20 protein-coding genes and 1 riboswitch are annotated in these 26,477 nt (G+C 28.1%); of the genes, 2 read left to right on the forward strand and 18 right to left on the reverse strand.

The window, feature by feature from the left end; translation table 11 throughout:
* Nucleotides 1–269: 269 nt before the first annotated feature.
* The 3 genes from LPC13_RS07555 to LPC13_RS07565 all read right to left on the reverse strand — a co-directional run bounded on the left by LPC13_RS07555 (nucleotide 270) and on the right by LPC13_RS07565 (nucleotide 3,248).
* Nucleotides 270–887, reverse strand: coding sequence for a hypothetical protein (locus LPC13_RS07555; protein WP_005211258.1), 618 nt, complete (start codon nucleotides 885–887; stop codon nucleotides 270–272).
* Between the two features lie 134 nt (nucleotides 888–1,021).
* A complete protein-coding gene (locus LPC13_RS07560; protein ID WP_005211248.1) occupies nucleotides 1,022–1,510 on the reverse strand; it encodes a hypothetical protein in 489 nt (162 codons plus the stop codon).
* Between the two features lie 280 nt (nucleotides 1,511–1,790).
* Nucleotides 1,791–3,248: a hypothetical protein gene (locus LPC13_RS07565; RefSeq protein ID WP_005211246.1), complete on the reverse strand. Its 1,458-nt coding sequence runs from the start codon at nucleotides 3,246–3,248 to the stop codon at nucleotides 1,791–1,793.
* Nucleotides 3,249–3,530: 282 nt separating this feature from the next.
* Between LPC13_RS07565 and LPC13_RS07570 the strand changes: the two genes are divergently transcribed.
* Entirely contained in the window at nucleotides 3,531–3,746 is a 216-nt protein-coding gene (locus LPC13_RS07570) for a hypothetical protein (RefSeq protein ID WP_005211244.1), read from the forward strand.
* Between the two features lie 88 nt (nucleotides 3,747–3,834).
* Here LPC13_RS07570 and LPC13_RS07575 read toward each other — a convergent pair whose 3' ends face one another.
* The 6 genes from LPC13_RS07575 to ribD all read right to left on the reverse strand — a co-directional run bounded on the left by LPC13_RS07575 (nucleotide 3,835) and on the right by ribD (nucleotide 9,648).
* The gene (locus tag LPC13_RS07575; RefSeq protein WP_005211242.1) at nucleotides 3,835–5,058 is read right to left on the reverse strand and encodes a chloride channel protein; all 1,224 of its coding nucleotides are present in this window, start codon (nucleotides 5,056–5,058) and stop codon (nucleotides 3,835–3,837) included.
* A 223-nt stretch (nucleotides 5,059–5,281) separates the two neighbouring features.
* Nucleotides 5,282–5,965, reverse strand: a complete 684-nt coding sequence (locus tag LPC13_RS07580) for an HAD family hydrolase (RefSeq protein WP_005211241.1) — start codon at nucleotides 5,963–5,965, stop codon at nucleotides 5,282–5,284.
* A gap of 23 nt (nucleotides 5,966–5,988) precedes the next feature.
* Nucleotides 5,989–6,450, reverse strand: a complete 462-nt coding sequence (ribH, locus tag LPC13_RS07585) for a 6,7-dimethyl-8-ribityllumazine synthase (protein ID WP_005211239.1) — start codon at nucleotides 6,448–6,450, stop codon at nucleotides 5,989–5,991.
* Nucleotides 6,451–6,590: 140 nt separating this feature from the next.
* Nucleotides 6,591–7,787, reverse strand: coding sequence for a bifunctional 3,4-dihydroxy-2-butanone-4-phosphate synthase/GTP cyclohydrolase II (locus LPC13_RS07590; RefSeq protein ID WP_234088728.1), 1,197 nt, complete (start codon nucleotides 7,785–7,787; stop codon nucleotides 6,591–6,593).
* A gap of 82 nt (nucleotides 7,788–7,869) precedes the next feature.
* Complete coding sequence (locus LPC13_RS07595; protein ID WP_005211230.1) at nucleotides 7,870–8,523, reverse strand: riboflavin synthase; 654 nt, start codon at nucleotides 8,521–8,523, stop codon at nucleotides 7,870–7,872.
* Nucleotides 8,524–9,648, reverse strand: coding sequence for a bifunctional diaminohydroxyphosphoribosylaminopyrimidine deaminase/5-amino-6-(5-phosphoribosylamino)uracil reductase RibD (ribD, locus tag LPC13_RS07600; protein ID WP_040418751.1), 1,125 nt, complete (start codon nucleotides 9,646–9,648; stop codon nucleotides 8,524–8,526).
* Between the two features lie 305 nt (nucleotides 9,649–9,953).
* Nucleotides 9,954–10,070, reverse strand: a riboswitch (FMN riboswitch).
* A 170-nt stretch (nucleotides 10,071–10,240) separates the two neighbouring features.
* On the opposite strand from ribD, the gene LPC13_RS07605 reads away from it, so the two are divergent.
* Entirely contained in the window at nucleotides 10,241–10,819 is a 579-nt protein-coding gene (locus tag LPC13_RS07605) for a hypothetical protein (RefSeq protein WP_005211226.1), read from the forward strand.
* Between the two features lie 158 nt (nucleotides 10,820–10,977).
* On the opposite strand, the gene LPC13_RS07610 is transcribed toward LPC13_RS07605, so the two are convergent.
* The 9 genes from LPC13_RS07610 to LPC13_RS07650 form a co-directional block, all read right to left on the reverse strand.
* Nucleotides 10,978–14,898, reverse strand: coding sequence for a beta-N-acetylglucosaminidase domain-containing protein (locus LPC13_RS07610; protein ID WP_005211224.1), 3,921 nt, complete (start codon nucleotides 14,896–14,898; stop codon nucleotides 10,978–10,980).
* A 495-nt stretch (nucleotides 14,899–15,393) separates the two neighbouring features.
* Nucleotides 15,394–16,251: a peptidoglycan recognition protein family protein gene (locus LPC13_RS07615; protein WP_005211221.1), complete on the reverse strand. Its 858-nt coding sequence runs from the start codon at nucleotides 16,249–16,251 to the stop codon at nucleotides 15,394–15,396.
* A gap of 66 nt (nucleotides 16,252–16,317) precedes the next feature.
* Nucleotides 16,318–16,701, reverse strand: coding sequence for a MerR family transcriptional regulator (locus tag LPC13_RS07620; protein ID WP_005211219.1), 384 nt, complete (start codon nucleotides 16,699–16,701; stop codon nucleotides 16,318–16,320).
* A gap of 237 nt (nucleotides 16,702–16,938) precedes the next feature.
* Entirely contained in the window at nucleotides 16,939–18,408 is a 1,470-nt protein-coding gene (locus LPC13_RS07625; RefSeq protein WP_005211218.1) for a glutamate synthase subunit beta, read from the reverse strand.
* A gap of 12 nt (nucleotides 18,409–18,420) precedes the next feature.
* A complete protein-coding gene (gene gltB / locus LPC13_RS07630) occupies nucleotides 18,421–22,989 on the reverse strand; it encodes a glutamate synthase large subunit (protein WP_234088729.1) in 4,569 nt (1,522 codons plus the stop codon).
* A gap of 469 nt (nucleotides 22,990–23,458) precedes the next feature.
* Entirely contained in the window at nucleotides 23,459–23,620 is a 162-nt protein-coding gene (locus LPC13_RS07635) for a FeoB-associated Cys-rich membrane protein (RefSeq protein WP_005211211.1), read from the reverse strand.
* A 37-nt stretch (nucleotides 23,621–23,657) separates the two neighbouring features.
* A complete protein-coding gene (feoB, locus tag LPC13_RS07640; protein WP_005211209.1) occupies nucleotides 23,658–25,805 on the reverse strand; it encodes a ferrous iron transport protein B in 2,148 nt (715 codons plus the stop codon).
* A gap of 39 nt (nucleotides 25,806–25,844) precedes the next feature.
* Nucleotides 25,845–26,066, reverse strand: a complete 222-nt coding sequence (locus tag LPC13_RS07645; protein ID WP_005211207.1) for a FeoA family protein — start codon at nucleotides 26,064–26,066, stop codon at nucleotides 25,845–25,847.
* A 13-nt stretch (nucleotides 26,067–26,079) separates the two neighbouring features.
* The gene (locus LPC13_RS07650) at nucleotides 26,080–26,289 is read right to left on the reverse strand and encodes a FeoA family protein (protein WP_005211204.1); all 210 of its coding nucleotides are present in this window, start codon (nucleotides 26,287–26,289) and stop codon (nucleotides 26,080–26,082) included.
* Nucleotides 26,290–26,477: the final 188 nt, after the last annotated feature.

The following is a 26,477-nucleotide window of genomic DNA, read 5'->3' on the forward strand; positions in this document are numbered from 1 at the left end:
AAAGTTTTAGTATAACTTTATTATTTTAACACATTTTCATATTTTGTATATATTAAGTATTTATTCTAATTTTTATACTATATAATATTATTCTTTAAATATATAAATAAATTTACTTTTTCTAAAGTAAAAACTGCGATATAAAAATTAATCGCAGTTTTTTCATTCACTAAATATTTTTAGTTAATTTCTTAATATGTTTTATTTTCTTACAGATAAATTGAATCAAATATCCTTTACCTTGAAATTTATCATTTATAATCAATGTATTAATAGACTTTTAATATTGGTAATTCTTCATCTTCAACAGGACAATATCTTATATTATCATTAGTTAAGTTATACATATTATCATCAATAGTAAAAGCAAAACAAAGCCTAATTTTTACACTATTAATATCATATATGCCTTCATTATCTCTGACTCCTAAAACATTAAAAATATTTAAAGCTGCACTTTTATGTTCTTCACATACAATAAGACTAATAACTTCTGGACAAATACATTTTTTCTTACATTCAATATAATCATCAAACAATGCCCATAGTATACAATTTCTATCTAAAATACTCTTTACTAAAGCTATAACTTCAAAACTTCTATTTCTCTCTATTTCATCAATATATTCTTGCATTTCACCTTCTAAACTTCCAATGTAATTATTAACTAAATCATTAACATTCTTATAAAGTTTACTAAAGTATCTCTTTCTAAACTCTATAAATCTACTTTTAAGCAAAAAATCATAATCTTTATAATTATAATCTTCAAATATCTTTTTACATACTTTCTTTTCAGCTTTATGATATTTCTTTTTTATTTGAGATACTTTTTTTCTACATAATACTTCTTTCAATCTTTTTACTTCCTTAAGATCTGAAGACAAATTAATCCCCCCAATATAGTATTATTAATACTATATTACATATAAGAAATACTTTTTATTCTTTTTTATTGCGACAAAATATTTTATGAAATTAATTTTTTAAATAAGGCTGCCTTTAAAATTATCATATTTTTCTATATTATCATTACAATTGCTGCTATAGCTAACGAACAAAAAGCTGAAATTACTATTCCTTTTAAAAAGCTAATAAAATGATACTTATAATTTTTATATTCTTTATTCCCTTTTGTACCTGGCAATATAATAAAATTAGGGGTTATTGTACAAAACAATAGCCAATCCATAAATAAAAGATCAATTGTATTCCAAATCATTAAAATAAAAAAAGTATGCAAAAATAATAGTGCATATGTAACATATGAATTAAGATAAGCACTTCTTACTCTATCTACTAAAAATATAAATATCAAAATCATCATAGGTAGCGCTATTCTTAAAAAGCCTTGCTTTTCTTCTTCTGTTTGAGGTTCTACTTCATTTAATATTTCCTTAGGATAACTTTTCATTTCATATCTTGGATTAAGCCTTAAAATACTTATAATGGTTACTGCCATTAAAAATGATAAAATTAGACCATCTAAGATAATTCTATAAATATACATAATATCACCTCTATATATTGATGATTATGTATATGCATAAATATTAAAAATATAACTATATTCTTGATATTTAAATTACAGTATATTTTGACTTCTAGAAGATTTTAAGGTACCACTTACCCCTTATAAAATAATTATTAAAATGATAAATATTGTTTACTATATTTAATTTTAAAAATGTAATAAATGCATCTAATAAACATAGTAAATTTTATTAGATGCATTTATAAAAACATAAGAGTAATTAGCAATTTTAAGTTATTAGTTATACAATTAACTTTTACCTCATACTTGCAATTCTTTTTCTTAATCTCTTTAACTCTTCTAAAGAAGGATAAGGTTTATTAGATTTAATTGCTTTATTTACATTTTCCATAGCTTCTCTTTTATTTCCTGCCCTATATTGTGCATCTATTAAATAATACAAATACTGTGGAGTTTCCCTTGTCCTACTAATAAGATCTTTATAATAATCTTCAACTTTTTCAAAATATCCTCTATCACTCCTAAAAGTCTTTTGGAAATTTTCTCCTCTGAAAGCATACAATTGAATATTATATGCCTCACCCACTTCATGACTCCATAAAGCTAAGGTCTTTTCCCCTCCCTTTCTAGAGTCTGATTCTATAACTTCAATTTTTGAATAATTTATTTTTTCTCCCTTAAGTAGTTTATTAAATTTGTCATTTTTAAAATCTAATATATCAAGTACTGACCAAATTGATCCTATTCTCCATCCAACTAGTATATTATTAGTACTCTTAACTTTAAGTGGAGTTATTACTAAATCTGAAATATCATAACCTTCTCCACCAATTGAATCTAATTGTTTTAATATACCGTTTATTTCTCTAAAAGCTGATAAATATTGATTTCCCTTTGATTTATAACCACAAAGAATCTCATTGTTTCCATCTCCATCAATATCAATTTCTATTAAACCATTATTTCCACCAAACTTATTTAAATTAATAAGAGTTGCATCTTCAGGTAATTGATTTAATATTTCTTCTTTTCTATCTATGCCCCTATGAAGTACTGAAATACTTTCTCCATAAGTTACTGCACATTGCTCTAAAATTTCTACTTTTTCATCTTCAAGAGATATAAGTGTTTTAATAACGCCTAATGTGTTGCTATTATTTACTCCTATTATCCTTGAATAGAGCTCTAACTTCATTAAATCACTATCTAAAGTTTTTATTAGATTAATCTTATTTATATAAGATACTGTTGGATCTTCATTAGTTATTACCTTTCCATCCCTATTATAAATTTCATTTAAATATCTTTTGTTAATATTACAAATATCTAGTATATATTTCTTTTCGTAATACTTACATACAATTTCTATCTTTTTGTTTTCTAAATATTTTCCTACACAGCAATATTTCTCTGAGAAATGTTCGCCATTAAAAATTTCTTTAAGCTCTCCATCCTCATATTTATATACTATTGCAATAGCATATCCTCCTGTTCCACCTGTTTCTCCATAAAGAAGAATATCTTCTTTTTTTGTACTAGTAATATGACAAGTAAAAATTTTAAGGTTATATCCACCTACACTAATAGGACATTCCTTTATTTCTCCATTTTCTTCATTCTTTATTATCAGTTTAGCACTATCTACATAATTGTTATCTTCATGTAAGTAATCACCCTTTAATATTATAGTTTCATCACAACTATTTCCTGTAATATTAGCATTTTTTATATCAATTATTACTTCTTTTCTCATAATACTTCCTTAAAAATTAGTTTCATTATATCTTATTCTCCAAGTTTAAAAGTGATAATAGCATTTAAACTATATAAATAGTATTTTAGTGATTAATTTGAATATATTTATTTCAAAGTTTGAATACTTAAAGTGTAATTCCTATAATTTACTTGTTTTAATATAACAATTGTTGATTTATAATTAAATTCTACTATTTAATTTAATTTATTTTGCTAATGGTAATACATATAATCAAATATTACCATATAAATTAAAATATATTTTAAAAGGAGCTTTATTATGGATAGGGAAATATTTGATTTAATGACTAAAATGTATAATGAAATGCAAAATGGATTTTTAGCAGTAAATTCTAGACTAGATAAAATGGAATGTGAAGTAAGTAAAACTAATATGGTTATAGAAAATGAAATAAAACCTCGAATTGAAGCTTTATTTGATGGTTATAAACAAAATGCTGAAGCTATAACTAATTTAGAAGAAAAAGTTAAATAAAATACAGCACCTAATGATGCTGCATCTCTTAATTATATTCAGGTTTTTTATTTAAGGCTATTTTATCTTAATAAATACTTCTATCTATTTATTCATTAAGCCAAATTTGTGATGAATAAATACCTTTCTTTCCAGAAACAAATACACTTATAATACAAACTAATAGTGCAAATATTATATTTGTTGAACCAAAAAGTTCTAAATACATTAGAAATGATGCAAGTGGTGTCTTTGTTGCTCCTGAAAACACCCCTACTAATCCAAGTGCAGAACAAACTGCAAGTGGTAATCCTATAAAGCCTGCAAGTGTTGATCCTAAAGTGGCCCCTATTACAAAAAGTGGAGTTACCTCCCCACCTTGATATCCAGCTCCTAGACATAAAGTTGTTAATAAAAGTTTTATTATAAACGCAAAATTACTATAATTTTTTGTAAATGTTCCTGTTAATAAACTTAAACTTAAATTGTTATATACTCTATTGCCTATAATTAAAGTAGCAATAACCATCAATGAACCACCAACAAATATTTTTAAATACTTATTTTTAAAATATTTGTTTAAATACTTCTTAAAAACTCCAGTCATAAAAACAAATAATTTACTTGCAAGTCCAAAACAAATTGCAATTATTATTATCTTAAAGATACTTGTAATTGATATCGTATCTATTTTTATCATATCAAATGTAGTATGCTTAACCTTTAAAATTCTAACTACATAATCACCAACTATAGCCGCAGCTATGGCTGGCAACATGGCACTATATTTTAAATAACCAATGTTAGATACTTCTAATGCAAAAACTGTTCCAGCAAGTGGGGTTCCAAATACAGAAGAAAATCCAGCTGAGATTCCACTAATAACTAATATTTTCTTTTCTTCTTTATTACATTTAAACATATAAGATAATGAGCTACCAAAAGAGCCCCCAATTTGAACTCCACTCCCCTCTCTTCCAACAGATCCACCAAATAAATGTGTAAGTATTGTTCCGAGAAAAACTAAAGGAGCCATAATAAAATTAATTTTTTCATCACTATCATTAATGTTTTCAATTAGCAAATTATTTCCTTTCTGTGCATTACCACCAAATTTACTATATAAAAATGTCATAAACATACCTGATATAGGTAATATAAAAATAAGGCAATAATACTTTAAGTTTAAATCTATAGCTTTTTTGAGTAAAATCAAAAATAAGCCAATCATCAAACCAGAAGATAAACCTATAATTAAAGCAATTAAAGTTAATTTTATAATAGTAAAATTTTCGATTTTATTATTAAGTATTTTCTCATTATTATTTTTCATATATTTCTCATCCTTTGTGATCTATTCTAAGTAAATATACTGAAATACTAATAAAACATATTTACTAAATAACCTAATAATTTTATATTGCCCAACTAATTATTTAACTAACCGTAATCCTTTAATAATATAAATTTATAAAAAATGATGATATATTTTATAGAAGGTATTACACTTTTCTATTTATATCATCATTTTTATTGTTTAAATTTTCATATTATAATTATAATAATGTCGTTAATTCGCTTATATAATTAATAATTAAATTTGCATTTTTAAGTTCATTAGTTTCTCCAAATCCATAATTACATCCTATAGACAATTCATTATGAATAATTGAAATTTCTATATCTACAAACCTATCTCCAATTATTAAAAAATCCCCATTATATTTCTCTTTTATAATTTTAAATATCTCATATTTAGGAATAAAATCAAACTCTTCTGTACAATAAAATTCTGTAAAATACTTATCTAAACTAAATATTTCCTTATGTCTATTCATGTATTCTAATTTACAATTACTTAGAAATATTAAATTATATCCTTTATTCTTTAAATAATTAAGAACATCTACTGTACCTTCATATAATTCAGCCTCATTTTCATTAATATGCTTAATCATATTCGAACCGATAATATTGCTACATTTAAGTTTTTCATCTTCTTTTAAATTAGGCATAAAAGAATTCCACATATCAATGCTACTAAATCCTAGCCATTTACTAATTTCTTTATCAGTAAACTCTTTAGCTGGAGCTTGTCCTGATTCTATAAGATAATTATAAGCTTCTCTAAAAGCAGGTGCATATATTTTTATACTATTATGAAGAGTTCCATCATAATCAAAGACTATATTTTTTATATTTTTAAATTCTTTTGAATTAGTATTTTTAACTTTATCCATAATATTAAAAATTCTTTTTATCTCTAAAATTGCTTTAATAAGTTCGCCATTTCAATAGCAGTTACTGCAGCATCATAACCTTTATTACCTGCCTTAGTACCAGCTCTTTCTATAGCTTGTTCAATTGTGTCTGTAGTTAAAACTCCAAAAATAACTGGCTTTTCAGTAGCTAATGAAACTGAAGCAATTCCCTTTGAAGCTTCTGCACAAACATAATCAAAATGAGGTGTTGAACCTTTTATAACTGCTCCTAAACATATTACTGCATCATACTTTTCACTCTTTGCCATCTTTTTAGCTACTAATGGAATTTCAAAAGCACCTGGTACCCAAGCCACTTCTATATTATCTTCTTCTACCCCATGTCTTTTTAACCCATCTAAAGCTCCACCTAATAATTTTGAAACTATGAATTCATTAAATCTACCTACTACTATTCCAACTTTAATTCCTTGTGCTACTAAATTTCCTTCTATAAATTTCATCTTTCATTCCTCCACTTATTATGATTATTTATTTTTAATATATTTAATTGAACTTTTATATTAACATTAAAGTAAATCTTTAAACTTTTATTACAATGCTTTATTTAACGTTAAATTTTGCTTTATATTTATAAAAGTTATTAAAACTTAAGCATATGATCTAGTTTTTGTTGCTTAGTTTTTAAATAAAACTCATTATTTTCATTATGATTCATTTGAATTGCTATTCTTTCAACTATTTCAATATCATAACTACTTAAACCTGTAATCTTTCTTGGATTATTAGTCATTAATTTTAATTTTCTTACACCTAAGTCTTTAAGAATTTGTGCACCTATACCATAATCTCTCATATCTGCTGGGAAACCTAACTTAATATTAGCTTCTACAGTATCATATCCCTTATCTTGAAGTGCATAAGCCTTTAACTTATTAATAAGACCTATACCTCTTCCTTCCTGTCTCATATATAAAAGAATTCCTTTTCCTTCCTCTGCAATTCTTCTCATGGCAGCATCATATTGCTCACCACAATCACATCTTTTTGAACCTAAGGCATCTCCAGTTAAACATTCTGAATGAACTCGCGTTAATACTGGTTCATCTTCACTTATCTCACCTTTTACTAATGCTACATGATGTTCTCCATTTAACTTATTTACAAAACCATACATTTTAAAATCACCATATTTAGTAGGCATTTTTATCTCTACAACTCTTTCTATTAGCTTTTCATTACTTCTTCTATATGATACTAAATCTGCTATAGTAATTATTTTTAAATTATGTTTCTTTGCAAAATCCATAAGTTCAGGTGTTCTTGCCATAGTTCCATCTTTACTCATAATTTCACATATAACACCTGCTGGCTCAAAGCCTGCAAGTCTTGCTAAATCTACAGCAGCTTCTGTATGTCCAACTCTTTTTAAAACTCCGCCTTCTTTAGCTATTAATGGGAAAATATGTCCTGGTCTTCTAAATTCTAATTCATCATTACTTTCTAATACACTTTTAATAGTTAATGCTCTTTCAAAAGTTGAAATACCTGTAGTAGTGTTAATATGATCAATAGATGCTGTAAATGCAGTTTCATGATTATCTGTGTTATGCTCTACCATTGGATGTAAATTTAAAGCTCTTGCTCTATTTTCTTCAATAGGCATACAAATAAGCCCTCTTCCAAAAGTGGCCATAAAATTAATACTTTCTGCAGTAACCATTTCAGCAGCCATTAATAAATCGCCTTCATTTTCCCTATCTTCATCATCTATTACTACAACTAATTTTCCTTTTTTAATATCTTCTATTGCTTCTTCAATGCTATTAAACTTATACATAAAAATCACTCCTTATTTTTTAATAAAATATTACATATAACTCTTAACTTTAATTTAAACCTACTCTAAATTATTTTCTTTACTAAAATCCATTGTTTTTTAGAAATTCTTCAGTAATTGAACTTTTATTTTCGTTATTTTTTTTAATATCAAAACCTAAAAGCTTCTCCACATATTTACCTATTAAATCACATTCAAGATTTACACTATCTCCAACTTTTTTATTTAGCAATGTTGTTTCTTTTGCTGTATGTGGGATTATTGAAACTTTAAAACAATTATCATCTATATAGGCTATAGTTAAGCTTACTCCATCTATAGTTATTGAACCTTTATAAACTACATATTTTAAAATATCTAAAGATGCTTTAACTGTAATCCAAACTGCATTATCTTCTTGTATAAATGATGTAATAATTCCAATTCCATCTATATGCCCACTAACAATATGACCACCTAGCCTAGTTTCAAGATTTAAAGCTCTTTCTAAATTTACTTTACTACCTATATTGAGCTTACCAAGATTACTCTTCCTTAAAGTTTCTGCCATAACATCAACTTCAAAAATATTTCCACTTATACTTGTTACCGTAAGACATACTCCATTAGTTGCAATACTGTCACCTAGTTTAGTTTTATCTAAAACCTTACTACCTCTAATTAATAGCTTTGAAGATTTTTCTCCCCTTTTAATTCCATCAATTACCCCAATTTCTTCAACTATACCAGTAAACATCTAAGATTCCTCTCTTTCTATATATCCCTCAATCAATATATCTTCACCAATAAACTTTGAGGTTAAATCATTTATTTTAAAGGCATCTTTCAAGAAGTCTATTCCAGTACCTCCAACAGGCCCTTTAGAATTTAAACCTCCAATTATTTTAGGTGCTATATAAACTTGTATTTTATCAACTATACCTTCTTGTAAAGCTGAATAATTTAAAGTTGCTCCTCCTTCTAAAAGTACACCATCAATATTTAACTTTCCTAATTCCTTCATGAGATTGTTTAAGTTCACTTTTTTATTTCTAATGTTATTATTTTCATACTCTTTATCATCACTAATCTTTAAAACAGTTACACCTAAGGCTTCTAATTTTTTCACTTTTTCTTCAATAGCTTCTTTTTTAGTAGCCACAATGGTCTTTGCTTCATCTTGATTTTTTAATACCTTTGAATTTAATGGTATTTTAAGAGTACTATCTACTATTATTCTTATTGGATTTCTACCATTTTCTAATCTGCAAGTTAACTCTGGATTATCAATTATTACAGTATCTACTCCAACCATAATAGCCTCTAATTCATTTCTTAAGTTATGAACCTCATTTCTAGCTTTTTCTCCTGTAATCCATTTTGATTCACCTCTTGAAGTTGCTATTTTACCATCTAGTGACATTGCTGTTTTTAGTACTACAAAAGGTTCATTCTTAGTAATGTACTTAATAAAAACCTCATTTAATTTTCTACATTCTTCTTCTAAAACTCCAACAGTAACTGTAATTCCTGATTTTTTTAGCTTTTCTATTCCTTTTCCTGCTACTAATGGATTAGGATCAATCATTCCAATAACAACTCTAGAAATTTTATTTTCTATTATTCTTTCTACACAAGGGGGGGTCTTTCCATAATGAGAACAGGGTTCTAAAATTACATACATAGTTGCCCCTGTTATATCTTCTTTAGCATCTAAAAAAGCATTTACTTCTGCATGAGCTTTCCCATATTCCTTATGATACCCTCGTCCAAGTATCACACCATCCCTTACAATAATAGCTCCAACTAATGGATTAGGATTTACCTTCCCCTTTCCTTTTTTAGCTAACTGTAAAGCAATATTCATATAAAACTTATCCAATTTTTTCACCTCCATTTAACAATTATTTATAATTTAAAATTTAAATAAATCTTTAAGTAAAAAAATAAGCCCTGAGAAAACACTCAGGGCATTATATACATATTATACACATATTTACTATAAGTTTCTAAAAAAATAACTCTTAAATACTATGTTTAAAAAAGTTATAATAATAAGCTTATTAATAAATATATGTAACTTGTAAAGTAAGCTAACTTAAAAATAAAAATGCTCTGAAATATATAATATTTCAGAGCATGAATAACACTAAGATAATATAGCTAAATAAGATTACTATACTTTTTATTTATCTTCTTTCATCCAGACTTTACTGTCGGCCTCGGAATTTCACCGAATCGTGCTTAAATTAGCTCGCGGGCTTTACCGCCGGTAGGGAATTTCACCCTGCCCTGAAGATTTATTAAATTTTATATTTTATATAATACATTTTTTAACAAGTTTTGTCTATAGTTTACTAAAAACTTTTATATATTTTACATTAAACTTTTTTTCTATTTCTTCATATTATGAATTATAAAGTAATATAGACTATTTAGTAATCTATATAATTAAACTTAGGAGGAAATTTAATATGACAAATTTTGATAATATGATGAACAATATGTGCTGCAATTTCGATGATAGAATAGAGGATATGTGCTGCAACTTCGATGATACAATGGATGACATGTGCTGTAGACATTCTGATATGGATGATGATTGCCCTAACCACGATAACTGTAATCGTTCAAATTTTAGAACTACTATAAGAACAGAATTTATTATAAAGGCAAGTCCTCAAACAATATGCAATGTTTTACAAGAATTATGTGGTCAAGAAGTTAGAATTGACGGTTATTCAATACAATCAATATGTGATGGATGCTCAGTTTTTAGATTTGTTGTAGGTGACTCTGATTGTCAATCAATTACTGATATTCAACTTGCAAGATCTATACTATGTGACCTTTCTATCCAATATTTAGAAGATGCAATTATAAAAGTAACTTCAAGAGATAGATCATCATTAGAATTAGCAAAACTTTATTGTGCATTACAACGTAAATCACATGTAAATGCTTCTTATCCAGCTAGGACATGCGGGTTATATTTCCAAGCAGATCCAATTGAAGATGCATTAAATGCTCTTAAAGGTGGAATTTGTCAATAATATTTTATTAAAAATAAAACCATCTCTATAATAGTCTCTAAAATAATTTCTTAAAATAATCTCTAAATTAATAATTTGAGATTATAAAAAAAGTGGATTCTAATAAAATCCACTTTTCTTATATACTAAATTATATTTATACTATAAGTATCTATTTATTATTTTCTCTTCTTCTTTAATGAGAATGCTCCACCAATTAAAGATGTCATACCTACAAGTAATCCTACAACGCCTGCTGGATTTCCTGTTTGAGGAAGCTTTCCTGGTTTATTTTCTGGTTTTGCTTCTGGCTTAACCTCTGGTTTAACTTCAGGTTTTGCTTCAGGTTTTTCTTCTGGCTTCACTTCAGGTTTTTCTTCTGGTTTAACATCTGGATTCTCTCCTGGAGTTTCTTCAGGGTTTTCCCCTTCAGTATAATCTACATATACCTTAATAGCATTTTCTAATTGTTTATTTAGCTTAAATAGTTCTTCTCTAGAAGCACCATCTATTAAAGCATTTTCAACCTCAGTAGTAGCTGATTTTAATACATTTATAACTTCTTCTGATTTACCTTCAGTATTTGCTAATAACTCTTTTGCTTCTTCTAAAGTATTTTTTGCAATTTCTCTAATAGCTTCTAATGTAAAGTTTTCAGTTACTATTTCATATATTTCTGGTGTACCAGAACCATCTTGGAATTCTAAAGTTATAGAAATAATATCTTCTGGCTTTTCCATAGCAAACATATTGTAACCTTTATCTAAAATACCAAGCTCGATTCTTCTATCATCAGAAGTTCTTGCAATAACTTTTGCATTAGAAATTGTACTTTCATTTTGGAATATTTCAACTTTATTAACTAATGCTCCATCAAATATATTGTAAACTACCTTATCCCCACTATTAACTTCAGTACTTGGAATATATGAAGTTTGAATATTTTCATCCATTAAATTGTTTAATCTATGATTATCATCTACTGGTTTAACAGTTGATTCAAATACAACTTCAGCTTCTGGAGAGTTTACTGAGAAATCAGATACTCTAAGCCATGCATCAGTTCCTGCAGTTGCAGTCATTCTTATATATTTTGCATTAAAATCTAAATCAAACATTCTAAACTCTTCAGATACTTTTCCATTATAAAGTTCTGTCCAGTTTTCACCATCTAAAGAGTATTCAAGCTTACCTTCTCTTATTCTATCTGCACCGTAGCTTCTATCTCCAATGAATTGAATATTTCTTACATTAGTTATTTCTCCAAGATCTAATGTAAAATAATCTCCCGCCTTTAAAGCACTTGCTGAAATAAAGCTTGAGTCAAGATCTCCATCAACAATTGCATTTAAATCCTTGTAATTTCCACTACCATTTCTATTTGTTGTAACTGATTGTTCTGCTCTTCCTTCTATCACTACATCTATTGCAAAGTTTTTAGTAGATTTTTCTTCAGTAGAAACAAATCTTACTTGCTTAACAACTTGTGGTTTTTCTAAAGATAAAGTAGTTTCTCCAGCTACTTCTCCTAATACAAACCAATCCATTCCGTTGATTGTATATTCAACTTTTCCTGTAACAGCACTGTTAATATTTACTTCAGTTATATATTTATATTCTGGAAGTTCTAATCCTATAGTATCTCCCACTTTTAAAGCTACTTTTTCTGTATTAACTACTGAATTAACTTCATTTCTTTCATCTAAGATTTTATTATATTCAAAGTTACCTTCTACGTTAGTTCTAATTCCACTTATAGTATTTTTATTTACCATAAACTCTCTAACATATACTCTATTTTCTTGATCTTCTGTTGCTACATACTTAATATATCTAACACTTTCATTTAAATCTCCAATAAATACTTCTCTAAATGAATTATTTTCTAATACTGTTTTCCATTGAACTCCATCTACTGAAATTTGAATATTTCCATTCATAATTTCAGTATCATGAGATGTTCTTCCCATTAACATATAAATATTATTCAAGTTTTCAACTTGTCCTAAGTCTACAACTATTTCATCTCCAGCTGTAACATTTGCAGCAGATCTATATGCTGTAGTTAAATCACCATCAAACATATTAGCAACTTCATATGGAGATTTTCCATTATACCATTCTTCATACTTTAATGGTGAAATATTATCAGATACAGTTCCTGAATACGTATAAGTTTTAACCTCATCTTTTAATACACCTTCAAAGTACATAACGTCTGTTTTTGAATTTGCTTGCTTAACAAAATCATCTAATACAGTATCTGAAATAACTGCCTTTGATGCATTTAAAACATCTATTTGTCCTGAAAGTTCTGTTTTTAAATCCCACCATAATTTACTATCACCATTTAACATTGCTATAACCATATCAGCTGCAGTAGTTGCTGCTTCTGCATAATCAGTAAGCTTTTGTAGTTGTGGTGCAACTTCATCTAACATTGCTTGATGTAACTTTGATTGTGTATCTGCTACAGCTGATTTTATTGTTTCAAAGTTACCTTTTAAAATTTCTAATTCTTCTGCTGGAATTTGTTTATTATCAACCTTTTGCCAGAATGAATCCATTGTAGCTCTCATTTCTGGTGCATCTGCTCTACCTGTATCAAGTCTTGTAGTATGATCAGCAAATACTTTAAAGCTTTCTTTTAATTCTTCTCCAACTATATCAGCAATTGCATTATCCCATGCTTTATTATAGTCATATGCTTCTGTATTCCAAGAATAATCTGCACCTGTATGAAGTGTTATTTTTGATGCTTCAGCAAATTCCATTGGGTTCATTACAACTCCACCCATATAATCAGCTAAATCATTTCCTAAATTATATATTGGTCCTAAAGCTAACTTATTAACATTATAGTCATTTACCGGATAGTTCCACCATAAAAGCATATCTCTTCCGTAAAGATTATTTACCTTTTGTGCTTCCTCTGCTGTTACTGATTCTGACATAACCCATTCACCAGTCCACATAACTTCGATATCTTTATCTAAGTTTTCAGCAAATCCCTTAGTATATGGTTTAACCTCACCATCATTATACATTGATGCTCCCCAATATTGAGTTGGAACTGTTATTAGTGGCTTAACCCCTTCTTTAGTTTTAACAAATTCTGCATTAAATCTATTCATTATAGCAGCTTGTCCTTCTCCATCATCTGTGAATATATCATCCCAAAGAATAGCAAAGCTTCTAACACCCATGTCATATAGTGATTCACATTTATTTACAAGTGCTTGATAATCTTCTTCTGAATTTATATCTATGTCCTTACCTGGTGAAATTGCAAATACAAAATCAACTTTATTTTCAGCTGCTGTATTTATAAGCTCTTGCATTCTCTCCATTTCTTCTGCTGGATATGGTTCTCTCCATTGATCTCTGTGATATGGATCATCTTTTGGAGCATATATATACATGTTTAATTTATTTTCACCATAAAATTTAAATTGATCTAATCTATCTTCATGAGTCCATGGATTTCCGTAGAATCCTTCAACTATAGCTCTAATATGTTGACTTGGATAATCATTTACATAAACCTCTGGCACAACATTTTTATCATTTTCTTCTATTAATAATTGTTTTAAAGTTTTTACTCCATAGTAAGTACCAACTTCATCTGTTCCTTCTATAGCAATTGTTATTTTTCCATCTTCATCTTGTTTAGATGCAAGTACATAACCTTCATTAACATCTATTGATTCTGCACCTTCCTTGCCAATACTTGTAAGGAAAGTATCCATTTCCTCAATATTATCATCATCTTCTCCAATTATTATTGTAGCTGAATTTTCATCGAAATCATTATTAATTTCTATACCTAACTCTTTCAATGCTTGAACTAATTCTCTTATAGCATCTTCATCAGCTTGATCTTGTCCAATTATATTTACCTTTTCTGTAATAACAAATCCTTCTCCTGAAGCTTCAACATTATGAGGTGTAGGACTTATAGTTGGCATAGATACTTGTAGCTTTACTATCTCTTTTTCAGTATTAACAACATCTGCAAATGCATTAGTTGGTAAAATAGTAAATATGAATGATGTTGTAACTACTTTGGCTAAAATAGAATTTAATTTTGTTCTTTTCATTTCTTATCCCTCTTTCTAATAATTAGCTTTTATGATTTTAATACTTAATCCGGCTTTTTGTATAAAAAAAGCCATAACAAAAATATGCTATTACGCATAATTTTGTTATGGCTAATGCCCAAAATTTTCTTTGGTTACATGCCTTTTCAAATATTACAAAATCATTCTACTATGTAAACGTTGCTTTGTAAACAATTTCTCCAATTTTTATAAATTCATTATATATTTTTCTAGTTTAGTGAAAATTTTATCATTTCTACATTATATTTTTTAATAAAGTGTTATTATACTTTTTATTTTTTAATATAATATTAGTTTTATACAAGTTACTTTCTTTTTAAACTTTTTTCATAGTATAGATTATAAAATAAGAAGCCCATAGTAAGACTAAATACTCTTGCCATGAACTTTTATTATATTAACTTATATAATTTATTTTTATAAAATATCCATCATATTTTTACAAATATAGATTTAGATAAAATTCACTATAACTTATTCGACTATTTTTTTTATTTCTTCTAATTTTAATTTAAGCTCCTCTACTCTTTTTTTTATTGATTCATAACTATCTTCATTGCACACTTTCCTATTTTCACAAAAACCATATTGCATATAATGATCTATTCCTGATACAAAGCTCCCCTTTTCTACTGCTTTTGCTACATCTTTATTTAGTTCAAGATAAGCTCCTTCATTATATTCTACTGGAATAGGTGGAAGTGGTTTTCTGCCTTCTTTCTTACCATAGTCTACATAGTGTTTATATGGATTACTCTTATAGGTAGCACTATTAGCTACATCAGAGTATTTTTTCAAATACCAATTTGCAGAGAAAATATACATACTATAGTTCAGCTCCTTTTCTACATTTTCTGTAATTGTTAATTTATTTTTAAAGTTTATCCATCTACTCCAATTATTCTCTGACCAATTTGGACATATTTTTCTACTTGCATCGTAATGTCTTACTACATTACTATTAGAAATATTATATTTACCTTGTAAATATTTAACTAATTCAATGGCATTACTTTCTGTTGTACTTGAAACTATACCACTTAAATTACAACACATTTCAATAGAAATTGAGTTTTGATTAGTGATCCCATATACTTCATTACCATCACCAACAGACCATGCAGCATTTGAATCTTCTACTGATTGCCATATAGACGTATCATCTACAAAATAATGTGCACTAGCTTGTCTATCTCCATTATAGAAATAGTCAACATTATTTTTAGCTGTATCTCCTTTATTGGCAGTATAATGAAGAACTATATATTTAATGCTATTACTATTTCTACTTGAAAAGTTATAAGAGCTAATCTTCTTTTGTATAGATAACATAATATTCATCTCCTTTGATTTATATTATGAAAAGCTATAATATGTTGTTACTAATAAAAAGCATAGTTATTTATTATTTTTTAATTCGTCCTCACACTTTAGCATAAGTTCATCATATCTATCTATCTTTTTATCTAAATAATTAAGCGTACTCTGTAATTCTTCAAATTTTTCAACAATTTGTTTTCTTTGTTCAAATAATAATTGCTTTCTTGAAGCTATAGTATCATTTCCTTGTTGGAACAAAGTTACATATTCAATAAGAATTTCAATAGAAAGTCCTGCGTTTCTCATGCATTTTATAAAATTTACCCATTTACAATCAGTTTCTGTATAATCTCTATTTCCACTTTTATTACGATTAACTGGTGGAATTAATCCAATTCTTTCATAATAACGTAATGTATCTGTAGATAATTCATACTTTTTACTTACTTCTGTTATTGTCATTTACAACACTCCTTAATATACTTTAACTTTAATTTTATTATATATTTCCTTACATATACAATAACACTTAGAGTTAACTCCAATTCAAGAATTTCTTTTGTTTATTTAAAATTTTTATTAGGATAAAAAATAACGAAGTTATCACTTAATTTATTAGGAATAACTTCGTTATTATCTGTATTATGCTTATTTTACTAAAAAATAAATTTAATGCTTATATTTATACTAAAATATATTTTAACCCATTAAATACTTATCAACAGCTAATGCAACATTTCTTCCCTCAGTAATTCCCCAAACAACTAGCGAAGGACCTCTTCTTGCATCTCCTGCAGTAAATACCTTAGATTTAGATGTTTTATAATCTATATCATTTGCATTAATACTTCCCCTAGCAGTTAACTCAACTCCTAAATCTTTAGCTATATAATCTTCAACTCCAGTAAACCCCATAGCTATTAAGACTAAATCTGCATTCCAAACTTTTTCTGAACCTTCAATTTCCTTAAGATTCATTCTTCCATTTTCATCTTTAACCCATTGTACATCAACAGTTTTAAGAGATTTAATATTTCCATGTTCATCACCAAAAAATTCTTTAACACTTGTTAAATATCTTCTTGGATCATGGCCAAATTTTGCAATATATTCTTCTTGACCATAATCAACCTTTAATATCTTTGCATATTCTGGCCAAGGGTTATTTTCACTTCTTTTTTTTGAAGGTTCTCCCATTATTTCAAATTGATTTACAGACTTACATCCTTGTCTAAGAGCTGTACCAACACAATCAGTTCCTGTATCTCCACCACCAATTACTATTACATCTTTATTAGTTGCTAAAATATCTTCACCTTTATTAAAATTTGAACCAATAACTCTCTTTGTATTGTTAGTTAGATATTTTACTGCAAAATGAATACCATTTAATTCTCTACCTGGCACCTTTAGATCTCTAGGTTTAGATGCACCTATAGTAACTACAATTGCATCATACTCTATGTCTAGTTCATTAAAAGTAACATCAATACCAACATTAACACAAGTTTTAAATGTTATTCCTTCCTCTTTAAGTATATTAACTCTTCTTTCTATAACACTCTTTTCAAGCTTCATATTTGGTATACCATACATCATTAGTCCACCCACATGGTCTTCTCTTTCATATACAGTAACACTATGACCTAATTTATTTAAAAAGTCAGCAGCTGCAAGTCCTGAAGGGCCTGATCCAATTATTGCAACTTTTTTTCCTGTTCTTACTTCAGGTGGATTTGCTTTAATTAGACCTTCACTAAATCCTTTTTCTATTAAATATTTTTCATTAGCTTTCACAGTAACTGATTGTCCATGCAGTCCACAGGTGCAAGCATTTTCACATAATGCCGGACATACTCTTGAAGTAAATTCTGGGAAGTTACTAGTTTTTAAAAGTCTTTCCAATCCAAGTTCCCATTTTCCTAAGTATATAAAATTGTTCCATTCTGGAATAAGGTTGTGAAGTGGACAACCTGTTGCCATTCCATTTAACATAATTCCAGATTGGCAAAATGGGACTCCACAGTCCATACATCTTGCCCCTTGATTTCTTCTTTCTTCTTCGCTAAGAGGTGTATCAAATTCATTCCAATGATTTATTCTATTTAGTGCATCCTCTCTACTACAATTTTTTCTACTAAATTCCATAAAACCTGTTGCTTTTCCCATGATAATACCTCCTTACATTACCTTTCTTGTCTTTTCATAAAAGGCATTAACTAAAGCTTCATCTCTAGTAAAACCTTTTTCTTCATTTATTTTAACAAGTTCTAAAACTTCCTTATAGTCTTTAGGTATTACCTTCTTAAATTTAGTTATATATAAATCAAAATCATCTAAAATAGTTTTAGCTTTTAATGAATTTGTAAGAGTATAATGTTCTGTAATTATATCTTTTAAAAACTCAATATCTTCATTATTTGGCTTTTCTATAATCACCATTTCTTTGTTTACTCTAGAATTGAACTTCTCATTTTCATCTAATACATAAGCAATTCCACCACTCATACCTGCGGCAAAATTTACTCCTGTTTCTCCTAATATAACAGCTTTTCCCCCTGTCATATATTCACAACCATGAGCTCCACATCCTTCATTTACAGCAATTGCTCCTGAATTTCTTACACAGAATCTTTCTCCTACAATGCCATTAAAGAATGCTTTACCTGATGTAGCTCCATATAATGCAACATTACCAACAATTATATTTTCTGATGCAATTATTTTACTATTTTTAGGCGGATATACAACTATCTTACCACCTGATAATCCTTTACCAACGTAATCATTACCATCACCTTCAACTTCTAAAGTTAAACCACTAGGTATAAATGCTCCAAAACTTTGTCCTGCAGCTCCTATGCCTTTAATCCAAATAGTATCTTCTTCTAATCCTTCTTCTTTATATCTTCTAGTAATTTCAGAACCTAAGATGGTTCCAAAAGTTCTATCTGTATTATGGATTTCAAGCTCTATTTTTACTTTTTCCTTATTATCTAAGGCTGGTTTTGCCAGATCTAAAAGCATTATTGAATCTTTAACTTCATTAAGCTTATGATTATACTTATTATTAGTATTAAATTTAACTCCATTTTCTGAATTAACTTGAGTTTTATCTAATACTAATGATAAATCGATTCTTTCAGCCTTCCAATTATTAAGCGTTTCTTTCTTCTTTAATTTATCTACTCTACCAACCATTTCATCTAAACTTCTAAATCCAAGCTTAGCCATATACTCTCTTAATTCTCTAGAAATAAACTCCATAAAGTTTACTACATACTCTGGTTTTCCTGTAAATCTCTTTCTAAGTTCTTCATTTTGAGTTGCAATACCAACTGGACATGTATCCAAATTACACACTCTCATCATTACACAACCTAACGTTACAAGTGGGGCAGTTGCAAATCCAAACTCTTCTGCTCCAAGTAATGCTGCTATTGCAACATCTCTACCTGTCATAAGCTTACCATCAGTTTCAACTCTAACTCTATCTCTTAAGTTATTCATAACAAGAGTCTGATGAGTTTCTGCAAGACCTAATTCCCATGGTAATCCTGCATGTTGAATAGAAGTTTTAGGAGATGCTCCAGTACCACCATCATAACCAGCTACTAAAATTACATCAGCACCAGCCTTAGCAACACCAGCTGCAACAGTTCCAACTCCTGCCTCTGAAGCTAGCTTTACAGAAACATCTGCATATATATTAGAATTTTTTAAATCATATATAAGCTGAGCTAAGTCCTCTATTGAGTAAATATCATGATGAGGTGGTGGAGAAATAAGACCAACAGCAGTTGTTGAATGCCTTGTTTTTGCAATCCATGGATATACCTTATTTGCTGGAAGTTGTCCACCTTCTCCTGGTTTTGCCCCTTGAGCCATTTTTATTTGTAATTCATCTGCATTAACTAGATACTCTGAAGTAACACCAAATCTACCTGATGCTATTTGCTTTATTTTAGATCTCTTAGAATCTCCATTTTCAAGTGGAATCCATCTTTCTCTATCTTCTCCACCTTCTCCTGTATTAGATTTACCACCTAATCTATTCATTGCTATAGCAAGAGTTTCATGAGCTTCCTTTGAAATTGAACCATAAGACATTGCACCTGTCTTAAATCTTTTTACAATTGAAGATACTGGTTCTACTTCTTCTAATGGAATAGGATTTTCCGTAAATTCAAAATCAAGTAATCCTCTTAAAGTTAAGCCTTCCTCTTCTTTATTTATCAATGAAGTATATTCCTTAAACTTTTTATAGTCACCTGTTCTTGTTGCTTGTTGTAACATATAAATAGTTACAGGATTGTAAAGATGTTTTTCACCTGCACTTCTTAATTTATCTCTACCGAAATTATCTAATTGGAAGTTTAGTTGTTTATATCTCTTATTATAAGCCTTATCATGCTTAGATAATGCTTCTTTTTCTATATCCTGTAAGTTTAATCCGCCAATTCTACTAATTGTATTTGTAAAATATTTATCTATTAAACTCTTATCTATACCTAAAGCTTCAAATATTTGAGCTCCTTGGTATGATCTAATAGTTGAAATACCCATTTTAGAAAGAATCTTAGTTATACCTTTAACAATAGCTTTATCATAATTATTTGTTGCTTCTTCATATGGAATTGTTATAATTCCGTCTTCAACCATTTCATGAATACATTCATAGGCTAAATATGGATTAACAGCTGTAGCACCATAACCTAAAAGTGTTGCAAAGTGATGAACTTCTCTTGGTTCTCCAGTTTCTATAATAATGTCTGCTAAGCTTCTAACACCTTTTTTTATTAAATAATTATTTACTGCTGCAACAGCTAATAATGATGGTATTGGAACATTAGCTTCATCAACAAATCTATCTGATAATACTAATACATTTGCTCCTTCATTAATAAGTTGAAGTGCTTCTCTACATAAATATTTTAGTGATATTTCTAAACTATTTTTTTTAGTTCTATCAAAAGTAATATCTAATGTCTTTATTTTATAGCCTTGTCCATCTAATGATTTTATTTTAACTAAATCTTTATTATTAATAATTGGATTTACTATTTCTATTTGTCTACAACTTTCAGGACAATCATCTAACATATTTCCTTTAGAACCTAAATAAACATTAGTAGATGTTACGATTTCTTCTCTTATTGCATCTATTGGAGGATTAGTTACTTGAGCAAATAACTGTTTAAAATAATTAAATAGTGGTTGATCTTTTAAAGATAATACTGCAAGTGGTGTATCAATTCCCATGGCTGCCATTGGTTCGTGCATATTTTGAGCCATTTCATATATATTAGTCTTTAAATCTTCATATCCATACCCAAAAGCCTTTTGATAAGTTGTTCTTTCATCCTTATCCATAAATTTCTGCTGATAATTATCTATATTTATACTTTTAAGTGTTGTTAATCTTTCATCTAGCCACTCTTTATATGGATGCTCTAAGCTATATTGCTTTTTAAGCTCAGAGTCTTCAATTAATTCTCCTTTAACAGTATCTACTAATAAAATCTTTCCTGGCTCTAATCTTTCTTTTCTTACGACTCTTTCTTCATCTATGTATACTGCGCCAGTTTCTGATGAAAGATATAGATATCCATCATCTGTTACATAGTATCTAGAAGGTCTTAAACCATTTCTATCTAAAACTGCACCTACTTTATCCCCATCAGTAAATACTATAGATGCTGGTCCATCCCATGGTTCCATTATTGTTGAATTATATTTGTAAAATGCTTTTTTATCTTCATCTATATTTTTAGACTTTTCCCATGGTTCTGGAATTAACATTAATATTGATCTTGCTATATCTCTTCCACCCATATATAAAAATTCTAATACATTATCAAAGGTTGCCGAATCTGAACCTTCCTTGTTTATTATAGGTAATACTTCTTGTAACCTATCTTTAAAGACTTCTGATTTAATAGAACCTTCTCTTGAGTAAATCTTATTAACATTACCTCTTAAAGTATTTATTTCTCCATTATGAACCATTAATCTATTTGGATGTGCTCTTTCCCAACTTGGAAAAGTATTTGTTGAATATCTTGAGTGCACTAAAGCTATAGCTGATTTAAAATCCTTATCCAATAAATCATTGTAGAAAGTTCTTACTTGTGTAGATAATAGCATTCCCTTATAAACTATTGTTTTAGAAGAAAGTGAAGCTATATAAGTAGTACAATTATTTAACTTTTCTTCATCATTAAAAGCTTTTTCAATATTTCTTCTTAATATATATAAATCTCTTTCAAATTCCTTATTTTCTTTTATATCTTCTGGTTTATTTAATATAATTTGAATAATTTTAGGCATAGACCCTAATGCAGCCTTTCCTAAATTACTATAATCTACAGGTACATCTCTTAATAATAAAGTTTTATAGCCCTTATAAATTAAAACTTTATTTATTATATCTAGTGCTAATTTTCTTTTATCTTCTTCTATTGGAAGGAATAATACCCCAACTGCGTATTGTCCACTTTCAGGTAAAACAATATTTTCTTTTTTACATACCTTCTTAAAAAAGCTATGAGGTATTTGCATTAATATACCAGCACCGTCACCAGTATTTTCATCAGCTCCTGTTCCTCCTCTATGCTTTAAATTTTCTAAAATATCTAAAGCATCATTTATAACTTTATTAGATTTTTCCCCCTTTATACTTACTACTGCTCCTATTCCACATGCGTCATGTTCAAAACTACTATGATATAACCCCAAATTTTCTTTCATTTATAACGCTCCTTTATTTAATTAGTCTAATATTTGATAAAAAAATCTAAATATGAAATTAAATCACTTCATATTTTCAATTTTTATATTAATTTCATATTATTAACATTATATACAAATTATCATTAAATTTCAAATTTTTATTAACATTTTCATATAAATTTATAAACAAAATTAATCATTGCATTCTACAACCTTATTTTTATTAAGAATTTATCATTTTGACAACTCTATTAAAGTCACCTAACTTTTATATAGTTATTACAGATTTATGACTGAATTAATTTTAATACTGTCATTTTTCTTAAAAGCTAATTTTAATTTATATGTATGAAACCTATTAAATTATCACTTAAATCATTTTTATATTATTAATTATAAAACTTAACAAAAAGAGACTATATCAAATTTTTAGTATATTTTATACACTTACACTTGATATAATCTCAATCTAATTAACTTTATTTAATCATTTTTTTAATTTTATATTACTTTCACAAGACTTATTTGAAGGACAGCCTGAACAACCACAACCGCAACCACCTTTATTCTCTCTTTTTTTCTTAACCATGCTATATACAGCTAAAAATAATAATATAAAAACTATTGCTCCTACTATAAATGTTGCCATTCCTAATCACTTCACTTTCATATTTAATAAGTACTTATTATGCATTTACTTGCTGTACTTTTTTTGTATTTTTAATACTATTTCCAGACCTTACTGCTAAGAAAATTGCAAGTATTGCTATTAGTACTGATATTATAGCTCCAATTACACTTCCTGTTCCTAAAATTAAGCTTCCTACTTGGTTAATTATAAGAGCTACAATGTATGCAGTTACTGTTTGGAATCCTATTGTTATCCACATCCATTTCCAAGAACCCATTTCTCTTCTTATTGCGCCAATTGCTGCAAAACAAGGTGCATTAAGCATATTAAACATAATAAATGCAAATCCACTTGCAGCTGTAAACATTGTATTCATTTGCATTAATAGCTCTGGTGTATCTTCTGCTGCTTCTGCTATACCAAATATTACTCCAAATGTTGCTACAACATTTTCCTTAGCTACAAATCCAGTTAAAGTTGCCACTGCTGATTGCCAATTTCCAAATCCAAGTGGTGCAAATATTGGAGCTATAACTCTACCAATGCTTGCTAATATACTATCTGGAGTATCTACCATTTGTAAAGTCCAATTAAATGAACTAGTGAACCAAATTACTGCACAAGCAACAAATATAATTGTACCTGCCTTAATTATAAATGCCTTTCCTCTATCCCACATATGGATTAAAACACCTTTAAGACTTGGTATATGATATTGAGGAAGTTCCATAACAAATGGAGCTGGTTCTCCTTTAAATGCTTTAGTTTTATTTAATATAATTCCACAAATTATAATCATAAAAATTCCTAAGAAGTATACTGCTGGTGCTACCCATGATGCTCCACCAAATATAGCTCCTGCAAATAAAGCAATAATAGGTAATTTTGCTCCACAAGGAATAAATGTAGTAAGCATAATTGTAAGTTTTCTATCTTTATCATTTTCCATTGTACGTGTTGCCATTATTCCTGGAACACCACAACCTGAACTTATAAGTACTGGTATAAATGATTTTCCTGAAAGACCAAATTTACGTAAAATTCTATCCATGATAAATGCTATTCTAGCCATATATCCGCAATCTTCCAATAAAGCTAGTAAAAAGAATAATAACATTATTTGAGGAACAAAGCCTAATACAGCACCAACACCACCAATAATACCATCATTAATAAGTCCTTGTAACCATGGTGCTGTTCCTATATTTTCTAAAAATGCCGCAACATTTTCTCCTATTATTTCACCAAATAGTGTATCATTTGTCCAATCTGTTAATATAGCACCTAATGAACTAACTGAAATATAGTATACTGCCCACATCACTAATGCAAATATAGGTAATGCTAATATACGATTAGTAACTATCTTATCTATCTTATCTGATACTGTATGCTTAGAATTATTTTTCTTTTTTAATACCTTAGAAATTAACGTACCAATATATTCATATCTTTCAGAAGTTATTATTCCTTCAGCATCATCATCAAATTCAGTTTCACATTTTTTAATAATATCTTCCAATTCATTACTTACACTGTTAGATAATCTAACTTTCTCAAGTAAATTACTATCACGTTCAAAAAGCTTAATTGCCATCCATTGCTCATTGATATTTTCATTAGATAAATTATTATTTATAATTACTTTTTTTATAGCTTCTATAGCTTCTTTAACTTCACTTGAGAATTGAAGCTGAAATTCATTATCATTGTTAGATTTTGCTAATTGAATAGCCTTATTTGCAACTTCCTTTGTACCTTCACCTTTTAAAGCACTTGTTTTAACAACTGGGCATCCTAAAAGTTTAGATAACTTGTTAATATCTATTATATCTCCTCTTTTTTTAACTATATCAATCATATTTAAAGCTATAACTGTTGGAATTCCAAGCTCTAATATTTGTGTAGTTAAATAAAGATTTCTTTCAATATTTGATGCATCTATAATATTAATAACTACATCTGGTTTTTCATCTATCATAAAATTACGCGTTACTACTTCTTCTAGCGTATATGGTGATAAAGAATATACCCCTGGCAAGTCCACTAACTCTACATCTTTATGTCCCTTAATTTTCCCACTTTTCTTTTCTACTGTTACTCCAGGCCAATTTCCAACGTATTGCTTAGCACCTGTTAGATTGTTAAACATAGTTGTTTTTCCACTATTAGGATTACCAGCTAAACCTATTTTTATTGACATATTTAATCCCCCTATAAGTTAAATTATTAGATTATTTATTTACTCAACTATTATCATTTCTGCATCATACTTTCTTAATGATAACTCATATCCTCTTATATTTATTTCTATAGGATCTCCAAGCGGTGCAACTTTACGAACATACACTTCACTTCCCTTAGTAATGCCCATATCCATTATTCTTCTACGAACAGCACCTGCTCCCTCTACCTTTTTTACCTTAACTGTTTCTCCACATTTTACTTCATTTAATTTAGTCATAAAGCTTTTCCCCCTAAACAATAATTCTACTAGCCATTCCTTTATCTAATGCAATTCTAGCACCTTTAATATTAACTATTAAATTACCTCCTAAATCAGAAACAATAGTAATTCCTTCTCCAATAACAAAACCTAAACTATTTAGAAACTTTTTAGTTTCGCTATTTCCTGTAATTTTTTTTATTTTAACCTCTTCTCCAACTTGAGATAATATTAATGACATTATATCCACCCTCTTTTATCGATATTGATTATCATTTTCTTTAATTACATTATACTCCTTTTTGTGGAAAAGTAAATATATTTTTACTTTTATCCAAAAATATTTAAGAATCTTCCTAAATATACTTAAACAAAAAAGTTTAACGTCTATGAATTTTTCAAGTAATCTTAAAGTACTTTAAAACTAAT

Origin of the sequence: Clostridium celatum, assembly GCF_021412605.1 — a bacterium.
Lineage (GTDB): Bacteria > Bacillota > Clostridia > Clostridiales > Clostridiaceae > Clostridium > Clostridium celatum.

Coding starts and splice junctions, on each gene's coding strand:
- LPC13_RS07560 (WP_005211248.1), bottom strand. CDS start 1,510: ATGTATATTTATAGAATTATCTTAGATGGTCTAATTTTATCATTTTTA.
- LPC13_RS07565 (WP_005211246.1), bottom strand. CDS start 3,248: ATGAGAAAAGAAGTAATAATTGATATAAAAAATGCTAATATTACAGGA.
- LPC13_RS07570 (WP_005211244.1), top strand. CDS start 3,531: ATGGATAGGGAAATATTTGATTTAATGACTAAAATGTATAATGAAATG.
- LPC13_RS07575 (WP_005211242.1), bottom strand. CDS start 5,058: ATGAAAAATAATAATGAGAAAATACTTAATAATAAAATCGAAAATTTT.
- LPC13_RS07580 (WP_005211241.1), bottom strand. CDS start 5,965: ATGGATAAAGTTAAAAATACTAATTCAAAAGAATTTAAAAATATAAAA.
- ribH (WP_005211239.1), bottom strand. CDS start 6,450: ATGAAATTTATAGAAGGAAATTTAGTAGCACAAGGAATTAAAGTTGGA.
- LPC13_RS07590 (WP_234088728.1), bottom strand. CDS start 7,787: ATGTATAAGTTTAATAGCATTGAAGAAGCAATAGAAGATATTAAAAAA.
- LPC13_RS07595 (WP_005211230.1), bottom strand. CDS start 8,523: ATGTTTACTGGTATAGTTGAAGAAATTGGGGTAATTGATGGAATTAAA.
- LPC13_RS07605 (WP_005211226.1), top strand. CDS start 10,241: ATGACAAATTTTGATAATATGATGAACAATATGTGCTGCAATTTCGAT.
- LPC13_RS07610 (WP_005211224.1), bottom strand. CDS start 14,898: ATGAAAAGAACAAAATTAAATTCTATTTTAGCCAAAGTAGTTACAACA.
- LPC13_RS07615 (WP_005211221.1), bottom strand. CDS start 16,251: ATGTTATCTATACAAAAGAAGATTAGCTCTTATAACTTTTCAAGTAGA.
- LPC13_RS07620 (WP_005211219.1), bottom strand. CDS start 16,701: ATGACAATAACAGAAGTAAGTAAAAAGTATGAATTATCTACAGATACA.
- LPC13_RS07625 (WP_005211218.1), bottom strand. CDS start 18,408: ATGGGAAAAGCAACAGGTTTTATGGAATTTAGTAGAAAAAATTGTAGT.
- gltB (WP_234088729.1), bottom strand. CDS start 22,989: ATGAAAGAAAATTTGGGGTTATATCATAGTAGTTTTGAACATGACGCA.
- LPC13_RS07635 (WP_005211211.1), bottom strand. CDS start 23,620: ATGGCAACATTTATAGTAGGAGCAATAGTTTTTATATTATTATTTTTA.
- feoB (WP_005211209.1), bottom strand. CDS start 25,805: ATGTCAATAAAAATAGGTTTAGCTGGTAATCCTAATAGTGGAAAAACA.
- LPC13_RS07645 (WP_005211207.1), bottom strand. CDS start 26,066: ATGACTAAATTAAATGAAGTAAAATGTGGAGAAACAGTTAAGGTAAAA.
- LPC13_RS07650 (WP_005211204.1), bottom strand. CDS start 26,289: ATGTCATTAATATTATCTCAAGTTGGAGAAGAGGTTAAAATAAAAAAA.